The organism is Paenibacillus sp. V4I3, assembly GCF_030817215.1.
Classification (GTDB): domain Bacteria; phylum Bacillota; class Bacilli; order Paenibacillales; family NBRC-103111; genus Paenibacillus_E.
On the sequence record NZ_JAUSZA010000001.1, the window covers coordinates 6,251,189 to 6,274,058 of the forward strand.

The 22,870-nt window shown below is 44.2% G+C and carries 15 protein-coding genes; all 15 read right to left on the reverse strand.

Annotation, left to right across the window (positions count from 1 at the left end; translation table 11 throughout):
- Window positions 1-3: 3 nt before the first annotated feature.
- Complete coding sequence (locus tag QFZ77_RS29085; protein WP_307444903.1) at window positions 4-2,079, reverse strand: glycosyl hydrolase family 28-related protein; 2,076 nt, start codon at window positions 2,077-2,079, stop codon at window positions 4-6.
- Between the two features lie 86 nt (window positions 2,080-2,165).
- On the reverse strand, window positions 2,166-3,692 hold the full coding sequence (locus tag QFZ77_RS29090) for an extracellular solute-binding protein (RefSeq protein WP_307444905.1): 1,527 nt from the start codon (window positions 3,690-3,692) through the stop codon (window positions 2,166-2,168).
- Between the two features lie 48 nt (window positions 3,693-3,740).
- Entirely contained in the window at window positions 3,741-4,622 is an 882-nt protein-coding gene (locus tag QFZ77_RS29095; RefSeq protein ID WP_307444907.1) for a carbohydrate ABC transporter permease, read from the reverse strand.
- A 14-nt stretch (window positions 4,623-4,636) separates the two neighbouring features.
- On the reverse strand, window positions 4,637-5,593 hold the full coding sequence (locus tag QFZ77_RS29100; RefSeq protein ID WP_307444909.1) for an ABC transporter permease: 957 nt from the start codon (window positions 5,591-5,593) through the stop codon (window positions 4,637-4,639).
- A gap of 166 nt (window positions 5,594-5,759) precedes the next feature.
- Entirely contained in the window at window positions 5,760-8,021 is a 2,262-nt protein-coding gene (locus QFZ77_RS29105) for a helix-turn-helix domain-containing protein (protein ID WP_307444911.1), read from the reverse strand.
- Window positions 8,022-8,125: 104 nt separating this feature from the next.
- Window positions 8,126-9,748 carry an extracellular solute-binding protein gene (locus QFZ77_RS29110; protein WP_307444913.1) on the reverse strand — a complete coding sequence of 541 codons (1,623 nt, stop codon included), beginning with the start codon at window positions 9,746-9,748 and terminating at the stop codon, window positions 8,126-8,128.
- Window positions 9,749-9,784: 36 nt separating this feature from the next.
- Window positions 9,785-12,142 carry a helix-turn-helix domain-containing protein gene (locus tag QFZ77_RS29115; RefSeq protein WP_307444915.1) on the reverse strand — a complete coding sequence of 786 codons (2,358 nt, stop codon included), beginning with the start codon at window positions 12,140-12,142 and terminating at the stop codon, window positions 9,785-9,787.
- A 146-nt stretch (window positions 12,143-12,288) separates the two neighbouring features.
- Window positions 12,289-13,170, reverse strand: a complete 882-nt coding sequence (locus QFZ77_RS29120) for a carbohydrate ABC transporter permease (RefSeq protein WP_307444916.1) — start codon at window positions 13,168-13,170, stop codon at window positions 12,289-12,291.
- A gap of 10 nt (window positions 13,171-13,180) precedes the next feature.
- Window positions 13,181-14,110, reverse strand: coding sequence for an ABC transporter permease (locus QFZ77_RS29125; protein WP_307449935.1), 930 nt, complete (start codon window positions 14,108-14,110; stop codon window positions 13,181-13,183).
- An 89-nt stretch (window positions 14,111-14,199) separates the two neighbouring features.
- Complete coding sequence (locus tag QFZ77_RS29130) at window positions 14,200-15,822, reverse strand: extracellular solute-binding protein (RefSeq protein ID WP_307444918.1); 1,623 nt, start codon at window positions 15,820-15,822, stop codon at window positions 14,200-14,202.
- Between the two features lie 213 nt (window positions 15,823-16,035).
- Window positions 16,036-17,682 (reverse strand): helix-turn-helix domain-containing protein, encoded by a 1,647-nt coding sequence (locus QFZ77_RS29135; RefSeq protein ID WP_307444919.1) that lies wholly within the window; start codon window positions 17,680-17,682, stop codon window positions 16,036-16,038.
- 47 nt (window positions 17,683-17,729) lie between these two features.
- Window positions 17,730-18,581 (reverse strand): carbohydrate ABC transporter permease, encoded by an 852-nt coding sequence (locus QFZ77_RS29140; protein WP_307444921.1) that lies wholly within the window; start codon window positions 18,579-18,581, stop codon window positions 17,730-17,732.
- Complete coding sequence (locus QFZ77_RS29145) at window positions 18,581-19,462, reverse strand: carbohydrate ABC transporter permease (protein ID WP_307444923.1); 882 nt, start codon at window positions 19,460-19,462, stop codon at window positions 18,581-18,583. The genes QFZ77_RS29140 and QFZ77_RS29145 overlap by 1 nt, the downstream gene beginning before the upstream one ends.
- 81 nt (window positions 19,463-19,543) lie before the next feature.
- Window positions 19,544-20,866, reverse strand: coding sequence for an ABC transporter substrate-binding protein (locus tag QFZ77_RS29150; RefSeq protein ID WP_307444925.1), 1,323 nt, complete (start codon window positions 20,864-20,866; stop codon window positions 19,544-19,546).
- Window positions 20,867-20,988: 122 nt separating this feature from the next.
- On the reverse strand, window positions 20,989-22,764 hold the full coding sequence (locus QFZ77_RS29155) for a cache domain-containing sensor histidine kinase (RefSeq protein ID WP_307444927.1): 1,776 nt from the start codon (window positions 22,762-22,764) through the stop codon (window positions 20,989-20,991).
- Between the last annotated feature and the right edge of the window lie 106 nt (window positions 22,765-22,870).

A 22,870-nucleotide genomic window follows, 5' to 3' on the forward strand; every position in this document is an offset into this window, starting at 1 on the left:
ACGTTACTTTCTCACTAATTCAAAATCATCAAATGCGGCCCAGTTATTGCCGTTGGCGTCATTCCATATGCCGATCTCAACTTGGCCGTTTGTCACCGGGATGTTGTCTATCGTATATTTCGTATAATTCGGTATTGGACTGGTTCCAATAACAGCATCAATTTCAGCGGCGCCGTAGTTTTTAGCGAATAGCTGCAGCGCATTTTGTCCTCCGCCTGAGCGTACCCATACGCTAGCCGAGTAAAGTCCGTTTGGCACTGTCTTCAGTTGAGCCGTTATTTGTTGATAATTAGCCGACGCCCAATGAGTCAGTTTATAGCTTCCACTCCATGGCAAATCCGTATCCACTTTTTGAGCAAGCGTTGCATTGTGCCATTCCGTCCATCCTGTCAGATCGCCTGTTTCAAACCCGGGGTTTGTCAAGAGATTTACAGGCTGTCCGACACTTCTCTTCGCCTTTTGGTCCAAATACAAGGATTGTGGCACCAAATCCAATCCTGTACCGATACCCTCTACCAGATCCTGCGGCGCGGAGCCATCCGAGGCTGGTACTGTATAGGTCACACCATTAGCTGCTCCCCGAGTTCCTATCACATATCCTTGACCAAATTGCTTTGATTTCACAATGGACGACTGACCAGTGGCATAAGCAGTACCGTTTGTATTCCAGATCACCGATTGCGTCGTTGTCCATCCATGCTCTATCGTTCCATACGGTCTATACACGGCTTCGATAAAGTCTCCGTTCATCGTCATGTTATCGAATAAGTTGGCCATACTTAAATGCATATGGAAATCGGAGGCAAGACGAGGAGTATTCGATGTGCTGTTGTGGATGACGTTTCCGCTTGTCCACATGCTTTTGAAATCGAAGTTATGTCTCCCGTTCGTGGCCGTAGCATTTTGCACCAAGTTATCCGAGCCCTGTATGGCGTACATATATCCATTTCCGCCTTCGCCTTTATACTGCGGTTTCTGAAAATGGGTATTCTGGATGGTGACCGTACGAGATTGATTGATCGTAATACCATAGGATAGTAAATGATAATCACCGCTATTGGAACTAGGTTTATAGCTGTTAACGTTATCTACCCAGCTATTTTTGGCATTTACGATCGTTATCCCCTTAGAGTCATGCACATCGTAAGCCCCTGTGCCAGCTACATTGAAGTCCAAATCTCCCCAACCTGTTCCCGTATGCTGCTTCATCCCGATTGACAAATCTTCGATTCCTGCCTCTGCAACCGCTTCGCCTATTTTATATACGCGTGCATTATCCCTTGTTTTCAACGTATACCGAATAGGAATATCGATGGTAAGCGTGTTAGCAGAAGCATCAATACCTGTGATCTTCCTGTAGAACGTCGGCCCCTTCAAGGATGCATCCCATTTGCCGGTCATACCGTGATCCGCAATGAAAGCATCCGTAGCATCGGAGTGCACGATAATAAATTCGTTGATACTATACCCGCTGACACTGTTAACGGGAATTGTCATCGCCTGCGGCTGCACATCACTTCGTATGGAAGTTGGTGTATTCGTTGGCGTAAACCAATCCGCCGACGTTAGCGGCGAAATACGGATGACTGCTTTATTTCGCATACTCGTTGAATCATTGTAAATGAACGTTGATGTTTTACCTGAGCCCCGGAGCACGACATTGTCTTTATTAATCCAGAGGGCACTTGTAGCGGTTCCTTGCGGCTTAACACGATAAGTTCCCGCAGGTAAATAAACGATACCGCCCCCAGCAGCACCTGCCGCATTAATCGCATTCTGAATGGCATTCGTAGAATCGTTGGTTCCGCTTGAATCTGCCCCGTATTGGGTTACGACGTTATAGGTGGCGCCTGGCGGAGTGGATGGGATACTTTTCTCACCTCTCCAATAGCCCGCATAAGAAAAGTCATGAAAAAACCGGCCTTGCGCATCTTTATACCCCGGGGTCCAATCAGAAGGATATAACGAGCTTCTCCAAGGCGTGCCTGCATTTGCCGATTCAATAGGCACAACAAATGATAGAATTAACGCAAACATCCATACTGCTGCCAACAACTTCCAAACGAGCTTCTTTTTCATCAAATGAGCCTCCATTGTTCGATTTTTTCAAGCTCTTATGTCCATTTCTGGCTGTCCGAACTGTTTGATCACCTCCTTAAACATCTTTACTTCGCGTTCTTCGCATACTGCGCGCTGAATTCTTCTATCACTTTATCGCCGCCAGCTTTGCGCCACTGCTCGATCGCCTGCTTCCATCCCGCTTCATCCAGCTTGCCGAGCACAAATTTAGTGCGGGAATCATCAATGATCTGTTTTAATTCGCTGCCTTTCGTCGTTTGCGTATTAGAATCAAGCGGATTAGCTGGGTTATTCACGGCAATCGCTTCGTTGTCTCTAATCATTTTTCCGTATTTTTCCATCAGCTTTGTTTCTTTACCTGTCGTTTTAGCCGTATATTTCGCTACTTGCAATTGAAGATAACTGGAGCCAACCTCTGTGTCCTGCAGCTTTTGGTCAATGAATACCGGCTTGCTTTCTTCTACTTTATAATGTCTTCCCTCAATGCCCCATCCGAGCAAATCGAGCATTTTCTGGTCAGACAGCTTATCATAAAAGCCAAGGATCTGTTTGAGTTCAGCCTCCGTCTTCACACTCGACTTGGGAAACATGAATACACTGTTATAGCCTTGACCGCCGTACGTCCTTTCCCCTTTAGGCCCTTTAATTCGGCTCACCACATCGATATCTGCTCCAGGGAACGTCTTGGTAAGCGTAGCTTGGTAGCCCGCTGCATCAATCATGTTGGAAATCACAGCGCCAGCTTTTCCTTGATTTATATCATCTTTTTTCTGTTGATTGTTCAGCACAGGGAAATCCTGTTTGATCAGTTTCTCGTCATACAGTTTTTTATAAAATTTCATCGCTTCATAATACTCCGGTGATAGGAAATCCGGGCTCAGCTTGCCGTCCTTTACTTCCCAGCCATTCGGAGCACCCAAGTAAGAAGCTACTGTATTTAAACCATCCATCACTTTTTCTTCCGTTAGTCCTACGGTATCCTGCTTGCCATTCTTATCTGGATCATTCAATGTAAAGGCTTTCAGAACGTTATAAAGCTCATCCATTGTTTTCGGTTCACTTAAACCGACGGTTTTCAACCAGTCACTTCGAAAAATAATCCCAGAGGTCGATAAGTCACGGGCACGGTACAATCCGTAAATTTTACCGTCAACCTTAATATTGTCGAATACCGACTTATTCATTTTGGATAAATTGGGATACGCGCTTAAATACGGGCCAACTTCCCAGAACATGCCCGAACGAATGGCACTCAAAATATTGGAGTCCTTATTATTTTGCACGAGCATGGCCTTCGGCAGTTCACCTGAACCGATCGTCACATTGACCTTGTCCTTGTAGGAGGAGTTCGGAACCCAAGAGATATCGAGCTTGGTGTTCGTATATTCTTCGATCTTCTTTTGCACATCACTGTCTGCCTTGGGAGGTTCCGCGTACATTAATGTCATGATGCTTAGTTTTAAAGGCTCCTTATTAGCCGTTGCGGTACTCGTTCCAGTTCCTCCTGCTGCTGGACTCGAATCGCTCCCGCAACCCGTGAGTAGTGCCGCTGCTCCTACGATGATACTTATGGCTGTAAATCCTGTTCTTGTCATTTCCAATTGGCGTTTCATTGATGTGATGCCTCCCCTAATTTAATTCCTTCTGAATTGAAAACCCCTTCAACCTTTTACAGAGCCGAGTATAACCCCTTTGGCAAAATGCTTCTGCAGAAAAGGGTACACGATCAATATAGGTACGGTTGAGATGACGATAACGGCCATCTTAATAATTTGCGATGGTGGGGCGATATAGTTCTGATCGAATTGCGTGGAATCACCAATTCCACCTTGAGATAAGATCACGATTTGTCTCAACCAAACTTGAATCGGCCACATTTTAGCATCGTTGATGTACAAGATTGCACTGAAAAATGTATTCCAATGTCCCACGGCGTAAAACAATGCAAACGTTGCCAGCACAGGTGCAGATAACGGGAGTACAATGCGGAAGAGCAGTCCCAGATCATTGCAGCCGTCGATCTTCGCCGCCTCTTCTAGCCCTTCCGGTAATTGCCGAAAGAAGCTCACAACGACGATCAGATTAAAAGCGCTAATGGCGTTCGGTATGAGCAGCGCCCAGTAGCTGTTTAGTAATCCGAGTGATTTCACGACAAGAAAGGTGGGTAATATGCCGCCATTAAACAGCATCGTGAACACAATAAGCATCATAAATAACTTTCTACCGTCAAAGTCCTGTCTCGATAATGGATACGCCAGCAGCGATGTGAACAACAAATTGATAAATGTCCCCGCCACTGTAATGCCTGCTGTAACCAACAAGCTTCTCATCATGATACTAGTGGAAAATATGTATTTGTATCCCTCAAGTGAAAATGAAGTAGGAAATAAAATAAAGCCGCGCCGGAGCACCTCCTCCGGTTCCGCAAAAGAGACAGACACAATATAGAAAAAGGGGATAATGGTTACCAAAGCAACTATAATCAAAAATGTATAATTGACACTGTCAAAGATACGACTGCCTATGCTTTTGTTGATCATCATGTACCGTTCCTTTCTTAATACAGACCGTTTTCGCCGAATTTTTTGGCCATCCGGTTCGCACCCATAACAAGCATCAGTCCGATCAACGATTTGAACAAACCAACTGCTGTACTATAACTGAATTGCCCCTGCTGAATTCCCACATTGTAGACATATGTATCGAATACTTCGCCTACATCACGGTTCATTGCGTTCAGCATAAGGAAGATTTGTTCAAATCCTGTATCAAGGAACGAGCCGAGTCTTAGAATGAACAGGATGACGATGACACTTCGTATGGCTGGAAGCGTAATGTGCCACACCTGCCGAAATCGACCCGCACCATCGATGGTAGCAGCTTCATACAACTGCTGATCGACCCCGGCCAATGCCGCCAGAAAGATAATCGTCCCCCAACCGGTTTCTTTCCAAACGACCTGTGAAACGATCATCGTACGGAACCATTCGCTTGAAATCAGAAATTCTACTTTAGGAAGTCCCAACGCTGCAAATGCATCGTTGACAATCCCTCCTTCCGTCGTAAAGAAAATGTAAGAAATCCCCACGACAACAACCCAAGATACAAAATGAGGGATATACACAATCGTTTGAATAGTACGCTTAAACACTTCTTTCCTGACTTCATTTAACAATAGAGCCATGATAATCGGCAGTGGAAAAAAGAAAACTAAATTGTAAAAAGCCAAGATGAGCGTGTTTTTGAACAGCATGACAAAAGAGCTATCAAAGAAAAAGCGTTCGAAATGCTGAAACCCGACCCACTTGCTATGCAGCATTCCCAGCGTAGGCTGGTAATTCTGAAAGGCGATTAGTAACCCCCACATAGGCAAGTATTTAAAAACAATAAAATAGAGCATGCCTGGAATTGCCATCAGATACAGCCACCTGTTTTTAATCAGTCTCGCTAATAACCTGTGGCGGGCATTGCTCCTGACTGCCGCTTTGATCGGCGCAGAAATCAGTTCCACCATCCATTGTCCTCCTTGATTCGGTTGATAGCTTCAGATTACCTAAGCCTAAAGTTGCGTTCAATAATCAACAGCGCTCCACTTCCTATTTATGGGGAGATACGTCTGTAAAACGTGCTTTATAATCAATAGCGCTCCTTATGATAATCATTGGAATCAGCCCTTCCCTTCAAACTGATTCCTTTAGCTTCTGCTCTCTATATTGACCAGGCGTCATTCCCTCAAGCTTGCGGAACTGACGGATAAAATTTTGTGCGTTCGTATACTGCAAACGTTCGGCAACTTCAGTGATCTTCATTTCGGTTTCACTCAGCCAGCTCTTGGCCATATCATGACGAAACCGTGCCAAATATTCGCTAAAATTCATGCCGGTTTCCTTACGAAACATCCGGCGAATGTAATGTGTGCTGTAATTCAACCTCATCGCGCACTGCTCTAACGTTAAATCGCTGTCATAATGGTCATGAATTAGATCCTTTACAGAACGAGAGATGCTTTTACCGGAAAATTCATGCACTTCGCGAGTTAGCTCCATCATGGGGGCAATCATTTGCGACTTGAACCAGTCTTCTATTTCTTCCGGTGTTTTCAAGTTGAATAATTGCTCATATTTATTGCGATGTTCCTGAGAAACCATGATTAATGCAGCACCTATGTCGTAAGTTACGCGCACCAGATCTGTCAAAAGCATGGCAAAGGACATCCGATAAAGCGCGGGGTCACTTGCCGCCTTAAGTACTTCTTGAATAAACTGACGAAGCTGATCTCCGGCCTCGTCCCTATCGAGAAAGGTGATGGCCTGTATAAGCTTCGACACCAGATGATGCGGATAGTATGGCTGAGATGTCATCTGCGGCTTCAGATCACCGATATGTAAAATGGCTTTTTCCCCAAGTCGAATCCGATATTGCAAAGCTTCTTTGGCTTCAAGAAACGCTTGCGGTGTGGCATACATGGTCTCATACGGACGGCTGATCCCTACACTGACTTTGAGTCCCAAAAATTCATCCACAGCTCGCTGTACGGACTCAGCTAGACCACTCAACTCACTTAGCAGTATCCCGTGACTCTCAGCATCGCTCCCGACCAGTGTAACCTGATAATTACCAATGGGCATTGCATGAATGCGCTGCGGTGTCGGGATCAATTCGGAGGCCATATTGTTCATCGCAAACAACAGCAAATCCTGCTCATTGGAACTATACCGCGTTTGCGCAAAGGTATCGATTTGCATGACCAGAACCGCATATCTACGCCAAGCAGGAAGTTGAAACTGACTCATTTTTCCCTCCAATTCACTACGGTTCAACTCCCCTTGGAAAAGCTTCAACATGAAGTAATCGACGAGTTGGCCAGACTGCATCTTCATTTTCCCTTCCAGCTGTTCTTTCGACTGATGCAGCGAAGCGAACTGTGTACCGATCCACTGTAATTCGTCTTTAACTACCGTTACTTCTCCAGATGGTCCGCTTTGCTTCATGGTGAACTCCATCAGGCTGCGCACAGGGAAATATATTCGCTTCGAGCCCCAGTAAGATAGCAGCCCAGTAAAAAGCAAAAGAAGCAAACATGCGGTCAAAGTCGCCCATCCGATACTGGCGGACTCCTTCTTCGCTTCCTCTATAGGAATGATGGATACATAAGTCCAGTTATTGTACCTAGAATGGTTGTACACAACACTATACGGCTTGCCAAGCGATGTGCTGTTAAAATAACCCTGCTGCTTGCCCTTGTTTTGCAGCTCCTGCGACCAGGGCTCGGATAGAACGCTTTGACCGATTCTCTTCTCATTGGTATGAATGATGATATTCATCTTGTCGTCAACTATCATCGTTTCCCGGGTCGAAAAGCCGCCTGTCAGCAGCTTGGCTAGCTCGATATTGGACACGCGAACAGACAAGTATCCCTTTGGATCAGCGGTCGTGGAAGGGATTGTCTTCACCAGTTTGATGCCAGTAAACGTATGATCCAACTCCGGGGACCAGCGTGAATTAAATGCGGAGTCCAAAGAGAAGGACTTAATAACCGTGTCCTTTCCGAAATAAAAGCCCCCGTCTTTGATATACCAATCATTCCTAAGACTATGCAGTTCCACATCCTTAACTCCCAGCTCATAGGTTTGCACGCCAAGAAGCCCTTTAACAAGCAAATCAATGTCCTGAAAATCTTCAATTTCCATCCGTTTGGAAATGGCACCAACGACAAGCGGAGTTTCCGCATAGCGCCTAGATACTTGATCGATGACCTTTAAAATCTGTTCGACCCGGCTTTGCGACTGCTGCAAAATGAAAACGTTCGCTTCATTGACTTTCGTTTGGACCGTAGAAGTGGATTGAAAGAAAGCGTAGATGCCCAAAAACATAAGCGGAATCGTACTAATCAGTGTAGTAAATGTGATCAATCTGATGAAATAGGAATACCGAGAGACCATAGTTTCCTCCAGAGGTTTGATTTCGTTCTACTTGTTCAGGAAAACGTAGGAAAAGGGCTAACACATTGTCAGTAGACGTTGCATTAGCCCTCTTATAAATACTCTTAACGCTTATAATATCTATCTAAAGCTGATTTCTGGATCTGAATGGCACGATCAATCTTGGAGGCTTTAATTTTACTCACATAGGTGTCAAAAGCGTCCAATGGTTCCACACCGAGTATGATTTTAAGCGACATCTCGTCGACAAGCGTCATAACATCGATCATGATGGAAGAAAGCTCAGCGCTTTCTAACTCTGTCTTAGGCATTTGCGGGAGTATATGACTGTCAACATCGGTATTTGCCCAAACTTGAATGGCCTCCCTCTGTTGGGGCAATGTGTAATATTGCTCCATATAACGAACGTCCTGGACGAAGGGACCAAAGTAACTAGCCCGATTATACATCGAAAGCGCTTGAGATGGCGCGAGTTTATTGGGATTTTTCAAAATTAAATCCGTATATCTCGGGTATCCGCCTTCCATGTTATAACTAATTCCCTCGATCCCGAAATTGAAAAGCATATGACCTTCTGCGCTATATCCGTAATCTAGCAGCTTCGCTGCTGCTTCAGCGTTCTTGCTTTTGCTTGAAATGGCAACCCCGCCTGTCCCCACATACGCATAGCTCCGCTGCCCGAACTTAGGCTTATTGCCTTTTATCAACACCGGATAAGGTGCAGGACCTAACAATGCAGCCTTTTCTTTGTCCTGAACGATGGGCTGCCATTTTCCAATACCTGCGCCAGCATTCCATATCGTTGCCCCGCTTCTTCCTGAAATCATATTGGCATCCAACGTTTTGGTATCAACTGTAGCGATATTTTTGTCAATCAACCCTTCTGCATACCATTTGCGAAAAGTAGCGAGAAACTGTTTATAGCCCTCTTCCATCGGCCCATACTTCACTTGGCCGTTATCCAAGTAGAACCCTTTTTTGATCCCATAGGCACCCACGAAAGCACCGCCTTCAATGCCGAATAACGGATTGGGAACACCTAAGAAGGTCAAAGGAGCAGCGATTCCCTTTTTCTCTTTAAACGCTTTTAAAACTGTATACCACTCATCTATTGTTGTAGGTGTCTGGAGACCAAGTTCTTGAAGCCAATCCTGACGGATGATAGGCCCCTGAAAGGTCCGAAGCAATTCGTCACCCCGTATGAATGGAAATACATAATAACTGCCATTATCCGTTTTGACCTGTTTGTCTATTTCTGGGTGTTCACGCAAGTATTTTTTCAGATTCGGAGCATGTTTATCTATGAGATCATTCAATTTCAAAATATAACCGTCATTGATCGCCTTCTCTGGTCCTCCAGGATGGTTATCCCATTCGTATTCCATCATATCGGGCAAATCGCCTGACGCTAATAAGACATTCATCGCTTCTTTCGCTTGATTAGATGGCGGTTGAATGAAAGTTATCCTTACCCCTGTCCGCTTCTGCCATTCTTGGAAGAACGGTATGTCCTGAATGTTCGGTTTTACACTCGCCGCATTGCCGTTAAGTTCAGACCAATAAGATAGCGTCTTCTTGGCCTGATCAGGTTGTTCTACCTTGGCAGTGTCTTTAATCGGCTCCTCTGCAGGCTTTGCTGGGTTATTTCCAGAAGTACAAGCCGATAACAACAGGGTAATTACCCACATGAACAATAGGATTGAGGTACTTATACGTCTTTGACTCATCTGGTAACCCTCCATAGCCTTAATCCCTAGCGTGAATCAGTTCATTTCCTTGAATTTCCCAGGTGTAATCCCCTCGTACTTTTTGAACACTCGAATGAACGTCGCGACCTCATTGTAACCCACATAATTGGCAATATCGGATATGGAGTCTTGCTTATAGCTGATCATGCGTTTGGCTTGCTGAATGCGAACCTTCGTGATGTAATCGAGCAGTCCCTCACCCGTTTGATCCTTAAACAATTTAGAGATATAACTACCTTTTAACTCAAAGCGTTCACCGATTGTATTCACATTTAAATTAGAATCCTGATAATGCTCGTCGATGTAACGAGTCACCTTGGAGATAAGCTCACGCAGCGTCTCTGCACGCTCTTTGGACAAGTTCGTCTCCATTTTCACAGCTGCAAATGCACAAACTTCTTTGAGCAAGGTTAGGAGTTCATGCTGCATTTCCAGTATCGTATCACAGGCGATGATCTTATCCATCCACAGTGGATTATCTTCTAAAATACGGCTTTCACCGTCTCCTAGTTCATTGATCGCCTTCACCATCGTACCGACAAGATTGAAAATGAGACATCTCGCCAAGGTCAGTAACACGAGGGGCTTATTGAAATTCCGCTCCATAATTTCGTTCATACACGCACTAGCCTGTTCAAAATCGCCAATTTTTATCAGATTGATAATCTGCTGCTCGACCTGAAGCGGATAATAATAGCCCAGCTGTTGCTGATCCGTGGAATCGATTCGAATCTCATCGTAGGTGATGATCTCTCTTTTTCCTCGAACCATCTTATATTCCATGGCATCCAATGCCTCACTATACGCCTCGGCGACTCCAAACAAGGAGCCATGGATTCCGCCGATGGATACCGTAAGATCCATGTTGAATCTAATTAAAAACCGCTGTGCTTCTGTGGCAATCCAATGAAGGTCTTGTTTCATTTCGACAGCTTCGATATCTGCAAAGTTCACAAGACAAACCATCATATCATCTACTTCAGCCACATAACCCGCATGCCCACGCTGCCCAACAAGCTCTTCCACGACATTGGTTATAATGAACTGTATGAGTTTCCTTCTTTCATTCATATCCATTCCCGGCAAATTGGTAGAAAGGCTGTCCTGATTCTCAACAGCAAATAAAATGACGGCAAAATCATTAGAGATTAAATCAATATGGAACGATTTGAAAGCTTCCTCATATGGAATCAGTGTATCCATCTTCCCTTTCAGGAGCCGATTCAACATATTGGAACGCAGCACATGGTGATGAGATTGCAATTGTAAAGCAATTTTATCTTTTTCATTTCTTGTTTGTGAAATTGCTCTTTGGATGAAATTGAGTTCATTTCCATCTGGCCGTTCCTGGGTGGAATTCTTATCAGAAAGCGACTGAACCAGCCGCTGAATAGGCGAATAATTGCGGCGCATAAAAAACCATGTCAATACGCCTGCTCCCATTAAACTTATTAAAATGCTAATATAGGTGAATTTACGGACATATTCCGCTTTCTCCCAATAAATACGACTAGGAATAACCAAAACATATTTCAAATCAGACACAGCAGATTGCATATAAAATAGCTCTGAATCCCCATTCTTCGCTGGCTTATACATCACATCATCCCTATCTAACAATTGCTCCAAAATAAGGTTCTTATTGACCGACACAGGTAAATTGGAAAGAAGAACTTGATTATCATGATTAAGAATTAAGATCTGTCCGCCACTAAATCCTGAGATTGTTTCCATCGCCTTCTGGAATCTTTCCATGTCTGCCATGACGACGACGGTACCGGTTTGTTTGCCGTTCAAATCCTTTGGCAGGTGTGCAATATAAGCGATTGAGTTTTGAGGATTCGCCGCATCCGCGCGTGGCAATAAGAGAAATTGGTTATTAGCGGCATTATGTATCGTATCTAGCCATTGCTCGTATCGAAGCGTTCCTGTGTTGTGGATCGTATCAAAAGCTGTCTTCAGGTCCCTGACATTCCCCGGACGGAGGATCGATGATTCCTGATCCCAAGTGACATAAAATTCATCAATCGTTGCGTAAGACGTTTGGTACATCCTAAATTCTTTCACCAATTGAAAAGCGAGGAACTGATCGTCGTTTGACCGTAGATTGGAGTACATTAAGCTTTGAAGCTTGGTATTCCAAGTGATCTCCATATTCAATCGTTTCATTAAATCGATTTGATTATCTATCGTATATCGGACTTGTTTCAATAAGGAATCATTCGCACGATGAATCTCGCTCTTAAGTGCTTCACTGGATTGCATATAAATAATCCAACTCATCATCATGGGTACGAACAACACCGCGCTATATGAAATTAACCAAGTAAAAATAATGCTTTTTCGCTTCTGCCAAAGAAATCGGATCTTCACATGGATCTCCTCCCATTGAATGGTGGATGAATGTCTGAAGGGATTGTCTCCACTTACCTCTATTATACCTCTGATTGCAAGGGGAGGAATGTCCAAAATAACAAAACCGATTGACAAAAGCTCTATTTAACCCGTTTTAAACGGTTTTACCCCTTCAAAGAACCTACCATAACCCCTTTTACAAAGTAACGTTGAACAAAAGGATAGATACAAAGTACAGGTACTGTTGCTACGATAATCGTTGCATATTTAATTGTTTCACCTATTTGATGTCGATCTCCCGCATCTGCCCCTACTGACATTCCGTCTGTAGAATTCGAGATTAATATCTCACGGAGTACAAGTTGTAAGGGGAATAGGTCTCTGCTTTTAATAAATACAGAAGCGTAGAACCAGGCATTCCATTTATCAACCGCATAATAGAGAATCATAACCGCGATGACCGGCATGGAAAGCGGAATAATGATTTTGAACAAGATGGTAAAATGGTTCGCGCCATCGATTTTAGCTGATTCTTCCAAACTATCGGGTACAGACATGAAGGCTGTACGCATGATAATAAGATTGAAGGTACCGATCGCAAATGGAATAATCGTAGCCCACAACGAGTCCAGAAGGCCAACATTCTTCACAACTAGATATAAAGGAATTAAGCCACCGTGAAAGAACATGGTGAAAACGATGATCAGCATAAATGCTTTATTCCAAATGACATTTTTCCGTGAAAGCACGTAAGCCCCTAAAGCTGTCATCAAAATATTCACTAAAATACCGAACACAACGATAAATAGCGTATTACGGTATCCGATCAGAATACCTGGGTTTTTCATGACACCTTTGTACGCTTCCAGACTAAAACCTAAGGATTTATACAGAATTCCCTTGTGAGCCACGAGCTGACCTGCATCACTAAAGGATGCCAACACGACATATAGCAATGGATATAAAGTAGCAACCACTAGCACTACTAAAATTAGATGAATACCAATATCGAACAATCTTTCAACTATACTAGGTCCCTTATTCATTTGCTTCACCTCACCATAAGCTGCTTTCATTTACTTTGCGGCTGATATAATTGGCTGAAACCAATAAAATTAGATTGATTACAGAGTTAAATAAGCCGACTGCTGAGCTGTAACTCCATCCGAATTCAAGTAATCCCTTACGATACACAAAGGAAGAAATGACATCCGCGGTTTCATAAGTAACCGGATTGTAAAGGAGAATAATTTTCTCGAAGCCTACATTTAATAAATTCCCCATTCGCAATATGAACATGATAGCAATCGTTGGCATGATGCCGGGTAAGGTGATATGAATGATTTGCTTCCACCTGGTTGCTCCGTCCATACGCGCAGCTTCATACTGCTCGGTATCAATACCCATTAATGCCGCAATATAAATGATGGACTCCCAACCAATTCGCTGCCAAATCTCCGATAGAATATAAATAGGACGGAATAAATCAGGCTTCTGCAGCATCGCTTGGCCATCATATCCAAACGTCATAAGGATCTTGTTGATCACACCATCCGCGTTCGTAAAATCAGTTATAATCCCACAAATAACAACAAGTGAAATAAAGTAAGGCATGTACGTAATGGTCTGAGCCACACGCTTGAACATCTTGCTGCGCACTTCATTGATTAACAATGCCAGAATTATCGGCGCTGGGAATTCAAATACCAAGGAGTACAAACTGATAACAAGGGTGTTCTTTAAAATACGCCAAAAGTAAAAACTGCTGAAAAAATCTTGAAAATGTTTGAATCCTACCCACTCACTGCCGATAATCCCTTTCATGGGTGAATATTCTTTGAATGCAATCAGTGCTCCATACATCGGGGCATAATGAAAGATAATATAATAGACAAGCACAGGAACCATCATCAGATATAAGTACTTATTCATTATGAAATCACGAACATATCGATTTATGCCCGGTTTTTTCTTTGCTAGTGCCATTCTTTTGAGCGGTTGCGTATTCTCCATCTTTTCCCTCACCTCATTCTGAATGGATGGAGAGAGCAAAGCTCTCTCCACTCAGTTCCGCATTATCTTTTGTTATAACGATCCAAAGCCGCCTTTTGAATTTCAATAGCACGATCCAATTTCAAAGATTTCATTTTATCTAAGTATTTCTGATATTGATCGACGGATTCCGTTCCAAGAACGATTTTTAACGTCATTTCATCTACCAGGGTGTTGATGTCACTCATGATTTTTGCATATTCCGAACTCTCTTCCGGCGTTGGCGTAAGCGGAGGCAGACTATACTTATCTATATCCGTTTTCTTCCAAACATTGATCGCCTCACGCTGGGTTGGCAATGTAAAGAATTGTTCGGCATATCGTTTATCTTGGATAAAAGGACCGTTGTAGCTGCCGCGAACATACATGGACATCGCTTGCGCCGGAGCTAGTTTATCGGGATTTTTCATCAATAAATCTGTATATTTCGGATAACCGTTCTCTAAATTGTAGCTAACACCTTCTGTACCGAAGTTGAAAAACATGCGTCCAGCTTCACTATAACCATAATCCAGCAGCTTCGTCGCTAATTCAGCATCTTTCGCCTTCGTCGTAATGGCAACAATGCCTCCAGAGGAATACGGTTTATCCTTTTGACCAAATTTAGGGATATCACCTTTTTTCAATACCGGGTAAGGAGCTGCCACCAATTGTGCTTTGGGATCTTTCGCTTGGACAATCGGCTGCCATTTCCCAATACCGCCTCCAGCATTCCCAATACTTGCTCCCGTGCTAGCTGTAGAGAAGTTTCCATCCAACGCTTTCGAGTCGACAGTGGCAATATTTTTATCCAGCAAGCCCTCTTTATACCATTTGCTGAATAATGCCATATAATCCTTGTATCCGCTCTCAGCTGGACCGAATTTGATTTGTCCATTTTCCAAATAGAAATTGCGGTTAACCCCAAAAGCCCCTAGAAACGCGCCATTATAAGAGTCATTGAAAAAGTTCGGTTTACTGATGAATGAAAGAGGTGCAGCTGCTCCTTTCTTTTCTTTAAACGCTTTAAGAGCAGTTGTCCATTCATCAATCGTTTCCGGTACAGGAATACCTACCTCGTCTAGCCAATCTTTGCGAATAATTGGACCTTGGAATACTTGCAGATACTCATCTCCCCGAATGAAAGGAAACGCATAGTAGCTGCCGCTATCGGTTTTTACCATTTTGTCAATTTCGGGATTGTCTTTCAGAAATTTCTTAAGGTTAGGCGCATGCTTGTCGATCAAATCATTCAATTTAAGGATGTATCCATCCTTAATTGCCTTCTCTGGTCCACCCGGGAAAGTAAGGAAATTATATTCGATGATATCCGGCAAATCCCCGGATGCCAACATAACATTAAGTGCCTCTTTGGCCTGACCCGTAGGCGGTGCGGAGAACTTGAGCTGCACGCCCGTCTTCTTCTGCCAATCTTGAAAGAAAGGAACTTCAGCGTGGGTTGTTTTAACACCGGTTAAATTCGGGGTCAACTCGCCCCAATAAGTAAGTGTCTTATCGGTTTTGATTGGGTATGTCGTCACGGCATTGTTCGCGGATGGCGATTGCGTTTCTTTCGTTGTACTAGGTGTAGATCCCGTCTGAGAGGAGCAAGCAATCATTGTGCCCATCATCAAGACAGTCATTGTAGAAGCTAACATTTTCTTCATTCATTGACCCTCCAGTAATTTTATGGTGAGATGCATCTCTTCCCTTAGATTAATGGAACGCCCCTGACTTAAATATGAGTAAAATGAGAAGTGGCATGTTGATTTTCATTCAGCAAACTGATTATTTCTCCAAAGCAATAGACTATTTCTAAAATCATTGGCAATATTCACAAAAAAAAGAACTAGCGTAAGATCATCGCTAGTTCTTTAACCCTATACTTTCCCCAAACTCTCCCGATAGGCCTTCGGGCTAAAACCCGTCATTTTCTTGAAAATGCGGCTAAAATGCTCGGGGTTTAGGTATCCGATTCTCTCCGAAATATCGGAAATTTTGATCCCCAGTTCGAGCAGCCGCTTCGCCTCTTCGATACGCAGCTTCGTCAAATAGTGGATGAAATTGCAGCCGACTTCTTTGACGAACTGCTTGCTCAAGTAGCTTTCGCTCACGCCCACCATCTCACTGATGAGCGACTGATTAATTTCCTCACGATAATGCAAATCGAGGAATTTTTTTGCACTAGTAATAGAAGGACTATAGCGCGCTGCGTTCATGAGGCTATTCCCGTGAATAGCTGAATGAGCACGCTGTACTAGCAGTCTGACATACTGCTGCGTTTCCTCCAGCGTCTCCAGCTGTTTGATTTCATCAAATGGATTGTGAGCAGTAGGCTGTACCTCCTCCAAGCGTATGCCTTTCGGATAAAGAACAGCACCGAGCTCCCACAACATATCGACGAAGAAAGCTCGCACCTTGTCAGGCAGCTCCTGCCTCGCATCAGACATTCGCTTCTCCAATTGCTCATAGTCGCGAACCCACTGACTTTCGTCAGGTTGCTTCAGAGCTTGAAGTAGTACAAGCCTCCCAGCCCTCAAGTCTTTCCACAACTCGTGGTCCCCGTTGTCTTTCACACCGGATTCATGGGACGCCGATTCCCGATAAAACAGCTTCCCCAAGCCGGCAAAATAACTTTTCGCTGCCAACTGCTTGGCCTGTTGGTATAAGCGAGGCCACTGCCTACAGCCATTTGCCAAATCGCTTATGCCTACCGAAATAGAAGCGTTCACGTATTGCAGCAGGCGAGTTTGAATCATGGTCAGTGCGCTATGAATTTGGGAACGAATAGCCGATTCGCTGCGATCGTGCGGGAACGCGCACAATAAGACATATTCGCCAGCCTCCCGTCGAACAATTTCATGCAAAATGGACATTTCATGAAGAACAGTTTGGATCGTTTGTTGGATGAAACCATGCAGCTTCGTCGTATCGATAGCTTGTGCTATTTGAATGATGATCGCCATCTCGTTCGTTTCATTTAACAAACCGCTTGCTGATAAAAGCCATTGTTCGAACGACTCTGCGTCTTCCTTCAAATCGAAGTCTAGAAGCTTTTGTAGTAGCGCATCCTTATCCGATTGCTGGACTAGCTGCTTGTCCGCGTGCCCAATCTCTTCTCTCTTCGATACGCCGCCTAATCGCACTAACTCCTCTAGGGCTTTAGTGATAACCGGAACGATATGCTCCTCATCCATATCCACCTTGACGATGTAATCCAGAGCGCCGAGAAGGAAAGCTTCTCTCACATAGCTGTAATCGCTATAAGCGCTAAGGATAATTGGAAGCGGATGCTTCGTTAATGCTGGGTCATTCAATGCCTTTAATAACGCTATGCCGTTCATTCGCGGCATTTGGATATCGACTAGCAGCAAGTCGATGTCGCCATGGGCCTTAAGAAACGCGAGACCTTCGACACCGTCACCCGCTTCGCACACGATTTCAATATGGAGAGCTTGCCAATCGATCAAATGATGCAAGGCCAAACGAACTAACGGTTCATCATCAACGATCATCATCTTGTACATGGTAGTTACCCCTCATATAGAAATTCATCTGACTAGCTGCCTTGCGGCTAACCTTTAATGGCTCCATCCATCAAGCCTCTGAATATAAACCGTTGAAAGGCGATATAAAAAAGCATGCTGGGCAGCAGGACAAGAATAATGCCTGCACATAACGCTACTAGATCTGACGTTCTTTCACCGACAAAAGCCATTAACGCTGTCGGCAAGGTCGCCAGCTCTTTTTTCGGCATATATAAGTTTTGCAAATAAATATCGTTCATGATGGTCACACTTTTCAGAATACCAAGCGTAGCCGTAGCCGGCAGCAGCAAAGGAAAAATAATAGAGCGAAAAATCCGGAAATACGAAGCACCGTCCATCATTGCGCTTTCATCGAGCTGCGCCGATATTTTCTCCAAAAACTGTATGTAAATATAGATTTGCATAATGTCTGTACCTACATAAATGAGCAGCGGAGCCCCCAATGTGTTGTACAGATGCATGGAGTGTATCAGTTGAAAACGAGCAATCTCCGTCGTATACGTTGGAATGATCATCGAAATCATGAACAGCAGAAGCACTACTTTTTTCAACTTAAATTCAAAACGATTTAACACATATGCAATCATCGTGCCAAGGAGCGCATTACCCACCATACTAACTGCTACTAGCACAAACGTATTTCGCAAACCAAGCAATATGTGACCTTCGTTAAAAGCCTTTACATAATTCTCGAAATGAAAGAAATTGCTTGGCAGGGAGAATGGCGAAGTAGCCCCAAGCTCAGCATTCGTCTTCAGTGAGCCGAAAACGACAAGCAGAATCGGTATAAATACAATCAAGCACATCGTAATAAAAAGTATATAGTACAGGACATTACTGAGCAATTGGCGTTTGCTTGCGGCAAGTGATGTATCCATTAAGACTCGCTCCTATCTTTAATGAGCCAATTTTGCAAAGACGAGAAGCAGATGATCAAGATTAGAAGACTGACTGCCATAGCCGAAGCGAGGCCGTAATTATTATACGTAAACGCTGTTTGCAGGGAAAACAAGCCGAATGTCGAGCTGGCTGTTCCAGGTCCGCCGCCGGTCATGACATAAGGAATATCGTATTGCAGCAGCGCGCCGGAGATATTCAGGAATAAAATAATTTCCATTACGCGCCGAATACCCGGCAGTGTGATATGGCGCAGCTGTTTCCAAAAGCCGGCGCCATCCATTTTGGCAGCTTCATACAGATCCGTCGGAACCGATTGCAAACCAGCCAGAGTCAGAATGATATGAACACCGCTAAAGCGCCATAAGGATACGGCAACAAGCGAGTAATTGACGACACTCAAGTTACTTAACCAGCCCGTAATGAGAGACTCCAACTCCAACCATTTGAGCAGCTCGTTGAGTGGACCATTGACCGGATTATAGATGTAGCTAAACATATAAGCGACGGCTATCCCATTAATAATATAGGGCATGAGCACCGTGAAACGGAAAAACGAGCTTCCCCGTATGGTGCGATTGAGCAGCACCGCCGTCATGACTTCAATGGGGATGAAGAGCAGATGAACGACAAAATAAATCCCATTATTCCCAATAGCCTTCCACGCGTCCGGAAAATCAAAAATCAATTTCTTATAATTATCGAAACCGATGTACTTCAAGCTCTCACTGTATCCATCCCAATTCGTTATACTGTAACGAAACAGTTGAAATGTCGGATAGATGAGGAATAAGAGCATCAGCGCAACGGGAAGGAACAAAAACGACCATATGATGACTTTCTTCTGCAAGGTATAACTCATATCTCTACTCACTCCTAGGCCTTCAGTTGATATAAAAAGGGTACTATTCCGACTTGCTCAAATAGTACCCCTCTTTGGTCATTACTTCGCTGCTGCGTCGATCGCTTTCTTCCATTTTTCGTTAAGTTCTTTTTCAACGGCATCGATCGATTTGCCAGCGAAAATGCTTTGTGCCGCTTTTTTCGAGTCAAATTGAGCTGCTGCGCTCACCTTGGCGTATCCTTCATCTGTCGCATAATAGATGAAAGGTTTGTAAGGGTTCGCCGTCGTCCATTTGTTGAAGAACGGGAGCTCAGAAGTCACACCGTTAACGGTAGAGAACTGCTGTAATTTATTAATGAACGCTGTGTATACGTCATTGCTGAACATCCACTCGTAGAAAGCTTTCGCTTCTTCGACGTTTTTGGAGCTTTTGTTAATCCCGACGTTCATATCGGACATCATGATGGATTGTAAATCTGTGCTTGTCGTGTCTCTGAATGGCAGCGGGAATACCCCAAGGTCATCATCAGCTTTCACTTTTTCCATATACGAGGCATAATACCATTGGCCTAATGCGATCATAGCCGATTTTTTAGACTCAAACGATTGTGTAGATTGGTCAAAAGATACCGAAAGCGCGTCAGGTCCTGCATACTTTTTGTCTGCGATTTCTTTAATGACTTTGCCCATTTTATCGAACGTGCTGCCAGCAGCGAACGGCGCAGGGTTCTTCGCCAAGCTTGCCAAATACTGTTCATCTCCGGACAAAATATGAGGCCCGAACTCCATCAACGGGTAGAATGTCCAATCATCCTTGCCGCCTATCGCTAGTGGCGTGTATTTGCCGCTTGCTTTTACCTTCTCCATGGTTGCCATGAATTCTGGAAACGTTTTCGGAACTTCGATGCCTAATTCTTTGAAAATGCTCGGATGAAAGTAAACGAATTCCGAGAAAGCGACAAGCGGTACGCCAAGTACTTTACCGTCCACTTTGGTCGGGTACTTGTTATTTTTGACCGCCGCCAACTCATCCAATGGCAGCAGAGCTTGCTTGTAGATTTGGAAATGCGTTGGCTTCAAATACATCAAGTCAGGCAAATCGTTAGCCGCCAGCCTAACTTTGAGGTACTGACCTCCATTGTCTGGTACCTTCTCGACTTCAACCGTGACATTCGGTTTTATTTTGGAATACTCTTTCGCTTTCTCCGTCCAAAATTCTAAATCCGCTTTCGTGTCCCACATGGCGAGCTTCAGTTTCACTGGTTGCGCTGGTTTAGCCGTCTGTGCCGCCGCTTTAGTTGCTTCTGTTCCTGCGCTTGCTGGCGTTGATGTTGCTGTCTGTGTACCGCCGCAACCTGTCAAGGCCGTCATGGCCATTACTCCAACCAAAGCTAAGGAACTTACCCATTTTCTATTGCTCATCGCGTTGACCCTCCACCTGAATTTAATTAGGTTGTTTGTACCTGCATTTATCATAAACGATCGGTTAACGCAGCCGAATGATCGATTTTGCTCATTCCTTGATCTATTTTGAACTAATGGCTTTATTCTTCCTGACATCGGATGACCGGAAGCGAGATTTCTACCTTTGTGCCCGAAGGTTCCAAGCGCTCTATGGATAGGCCATATTCAAGTCCATAATGCAGTCGAATCCGATGATGCACGTTGAGAATGCCCATTCCGCTGAAGGTATAATCCTGATCAGGGGCCTGCAGTTTCTCGACCTGCTCGTCCGGAATACCAACGCCATCGTCCGAAATGACAATGTTCAGCTGCTCTCCCAGCCTGCGAATCTGAATGGTTATCATCCCGTTCGTTTCTTTGCTAACTAACCCGTGTGTGATGGCATTCTCTAGAATCGGCTGCAGCAGCAGCTTCAGTATATAGAAAGAGGTCGCTGCTTCATCGACTTCCCACTTGACTTCAAATTTATTCCCATAGCGTGTTTCCATGATGAAAATATACTGCTTTAGATTCTCAACTTCATCAGCGAGCTGTGTCAAGCTGCCTCCGCGATTGAAGGAAGAAGAGACCAAACGAATCAGTGCTTGGGTCATATTACGGATGTTGTCAACACGACTAATAATGGCCATAAGCTTAATAGAGTTTAGCGTATTGATCAAGAAATGTGGATTGATCTGGGACTGCATGGCGGCAAATTCCGCCTTTTGCTTCGCTTTCTCTTGCTGTTCGGTTTGTTTGATAAGCAGTTTAATTTGGTCCATCATATGATTGAATGTGCGTCCCAAGGTGACAGTTTCTACGCTGCCGGAGGCCTCGATCTTGGCATTGAGATTGCCGTCCATGACGCGTGACATTTTCACACCTAGCACATGTAGAGGCTTTGTTAAGTTATGCACGAGGTAAAAGGATAAAAGCAAGAACACAACGATTACAACAAACGTTGCAAACAGGATCAGTTCATAAATGGCGCGATAATTCGCCGTCAGCTCGCTGTAAGGAATCTTGTATACGACTTTCCAGTCCGCGATGTCAACCGTGGCAAAGGCGACCAGCATCTTTTGTCCGTCGATCGTATCCACAAAATTGCCCTCGCGCTGCGAAGCGATTCGGCTCAGTAACGAAGCATCCGCCCCCTGCCCTTCCGGAGACAAATGATAGCTCGAAGCGATGACTTGGCCATCAGAGGTCAGAATACGTAAAGCCGATGAACCGCTGATCGGATTTTGCCATAGCATTTTCTCGAAATGATCCCGGCTGAAGACAAAATAAATGAAATCGATGTCATGCAGCATTTGATAATAACTCGGTGCAATCGTTGTCACAATGCTAGTCGAATCCGGAGAGCCGTATAGCACACCAACTTGCTTACCGATGAAATGCACGTGATCCTGTTCGATAATCGTCTTTTTATACCACTCCATTTCGCGAATACCAGCGTCATCGACAGCCAAATCCTTGAGATACGAATAGACGCCTCCGCCCTTGAAAAAGAAATTGACCGATTGCACCCTGCCCGACATGGAGGAACTATACTTGCCTAGCGCTTTGGATAAATCATTGTAATAGGGCTGCCGCTCGCTGGAACTGGATTCATGCAGCAAAGTCGCAGTCTCCAGAACCTCCGTATCCATACCGACAGCGGCCGAGAAAGTTACCACATTGTTTATTTCCTGCTCTATGGAGTATTTAACCGCATGTAGCGTCTGAAGTGTTCTATCCGTTGTCTGCTGGATAAGATCTCTCTTGTATACCTGCAAGATGGTTGCAGAGATCGTAAGGATCGGCAGCACCACCATCGTAAACAGCAAAATATAGAGCGTAGTAGACGTTCGCCATGGTTTCCTGAATCGGTTCATTCGTACTCGACCTCGTATCACGTTATTGATTTGGGATTCATCCCCAAGTTGTAAAATATCATAGCATAATTTGTTAGGTACGACAGTCTTTTCTTATTGAAGAAAT

Coding starts and splice junctions, on each gene's coding strand:
- QFZ77_RS29155 (WP_307444927.1), bottom strand. CDS start 22,764: ATGAACCGATTCAGGAAACCATGGCGAACGTCTACTACGCTCTATATT.
- QFZ77_RS29085 (WP_307444903.1), bottom strand. CDS start 2,079: ATGAAAAAGAAGCTCGTTTGGAAGTTGTTGGCAGCAGTATGGATGTTT.
- QFZ77_RS29140 (WP_307444921.1), bottom strand. CDS start 18,581: ATGGATACATCACTTGCCGCAAGCAAACGCCAATTGCTCAGTAATGTC.
- QFZ77_RS29095 (WP_307444907.1), bottom strand. CDS start 4,622: ATGATGATCAACAAAAGCATAGGCAGTCGTATCTTTGACAGTGTCAAT.
- QFZ77_RS29130 (WP_307444918.1), bottom strand. CDS start 15,822: ATGAAGAAAATGTTAGCTTCTACAATGACTGTCTTGATGATGGGCACA.
- QFZ77_RS29100 (WP_307444909.1), bottom strand. CDS start 5,593: ATGGTGGAACTGATTTCTGCGCCGATCAAAGCGGCAGTCAGGAGCAAT.
- QFZ77_RS29110 (WP_307444913.1), bottom strand. CDS start 9,748: ATGAGTCAAAGACGTATAAGTACCTCAATCCTATTGTTCATGTGGGTA.
- QFZ77_RS29135 (WP_307444919.1), bottom strand. CDS start 17,682: ATGTACAAGATGATGATCGTTGATGATGAACCGTTAGTTCGTTTGGCC.
- QFZ77_RS29145 (WP_307444923.1), bottom strand. CDS start 19,462: ATGAGTTATACCTTGCAGAAGAAAGTCATCATATGGTCGTTTTTGTTC.
- QFZ77_RS29090 (WP_307444905.1), bottom strand. CDS start 3,692: ATGAAACGCCAATTGGAAATGACAAGAACAGGATTTACAGCCATAAGT.
- QFZ77_RS29120 (WP_307444916.1), bottom strand. CDS start 13,170: ATGAATAAGGGACCTAGTATAGTTGAAAGATTGTTCGATATTGGTATT.
- QFZ77_RS29105 (WP_307444911.1), bottom strand. CDS start 8,021: ATGGTCTCTCGGTATTCCTATTTCATCAGATTGATCACATTTACTACA.
- QFZ77_RS29125 (WP_307449935.1), bottom strand. CDS start 14,110: ATGGCACTAGCAAAGAAAAAACCGGGCATAAATCGATATGTTCGTGAT.
- QFZ77_RS29150 (WP_307444925.1), bottom strand. CDS start 20,866: ATGAGCAATAGAAAATGGGTAAGTTCCTTAGCTTTGGTTGGAGTAATG.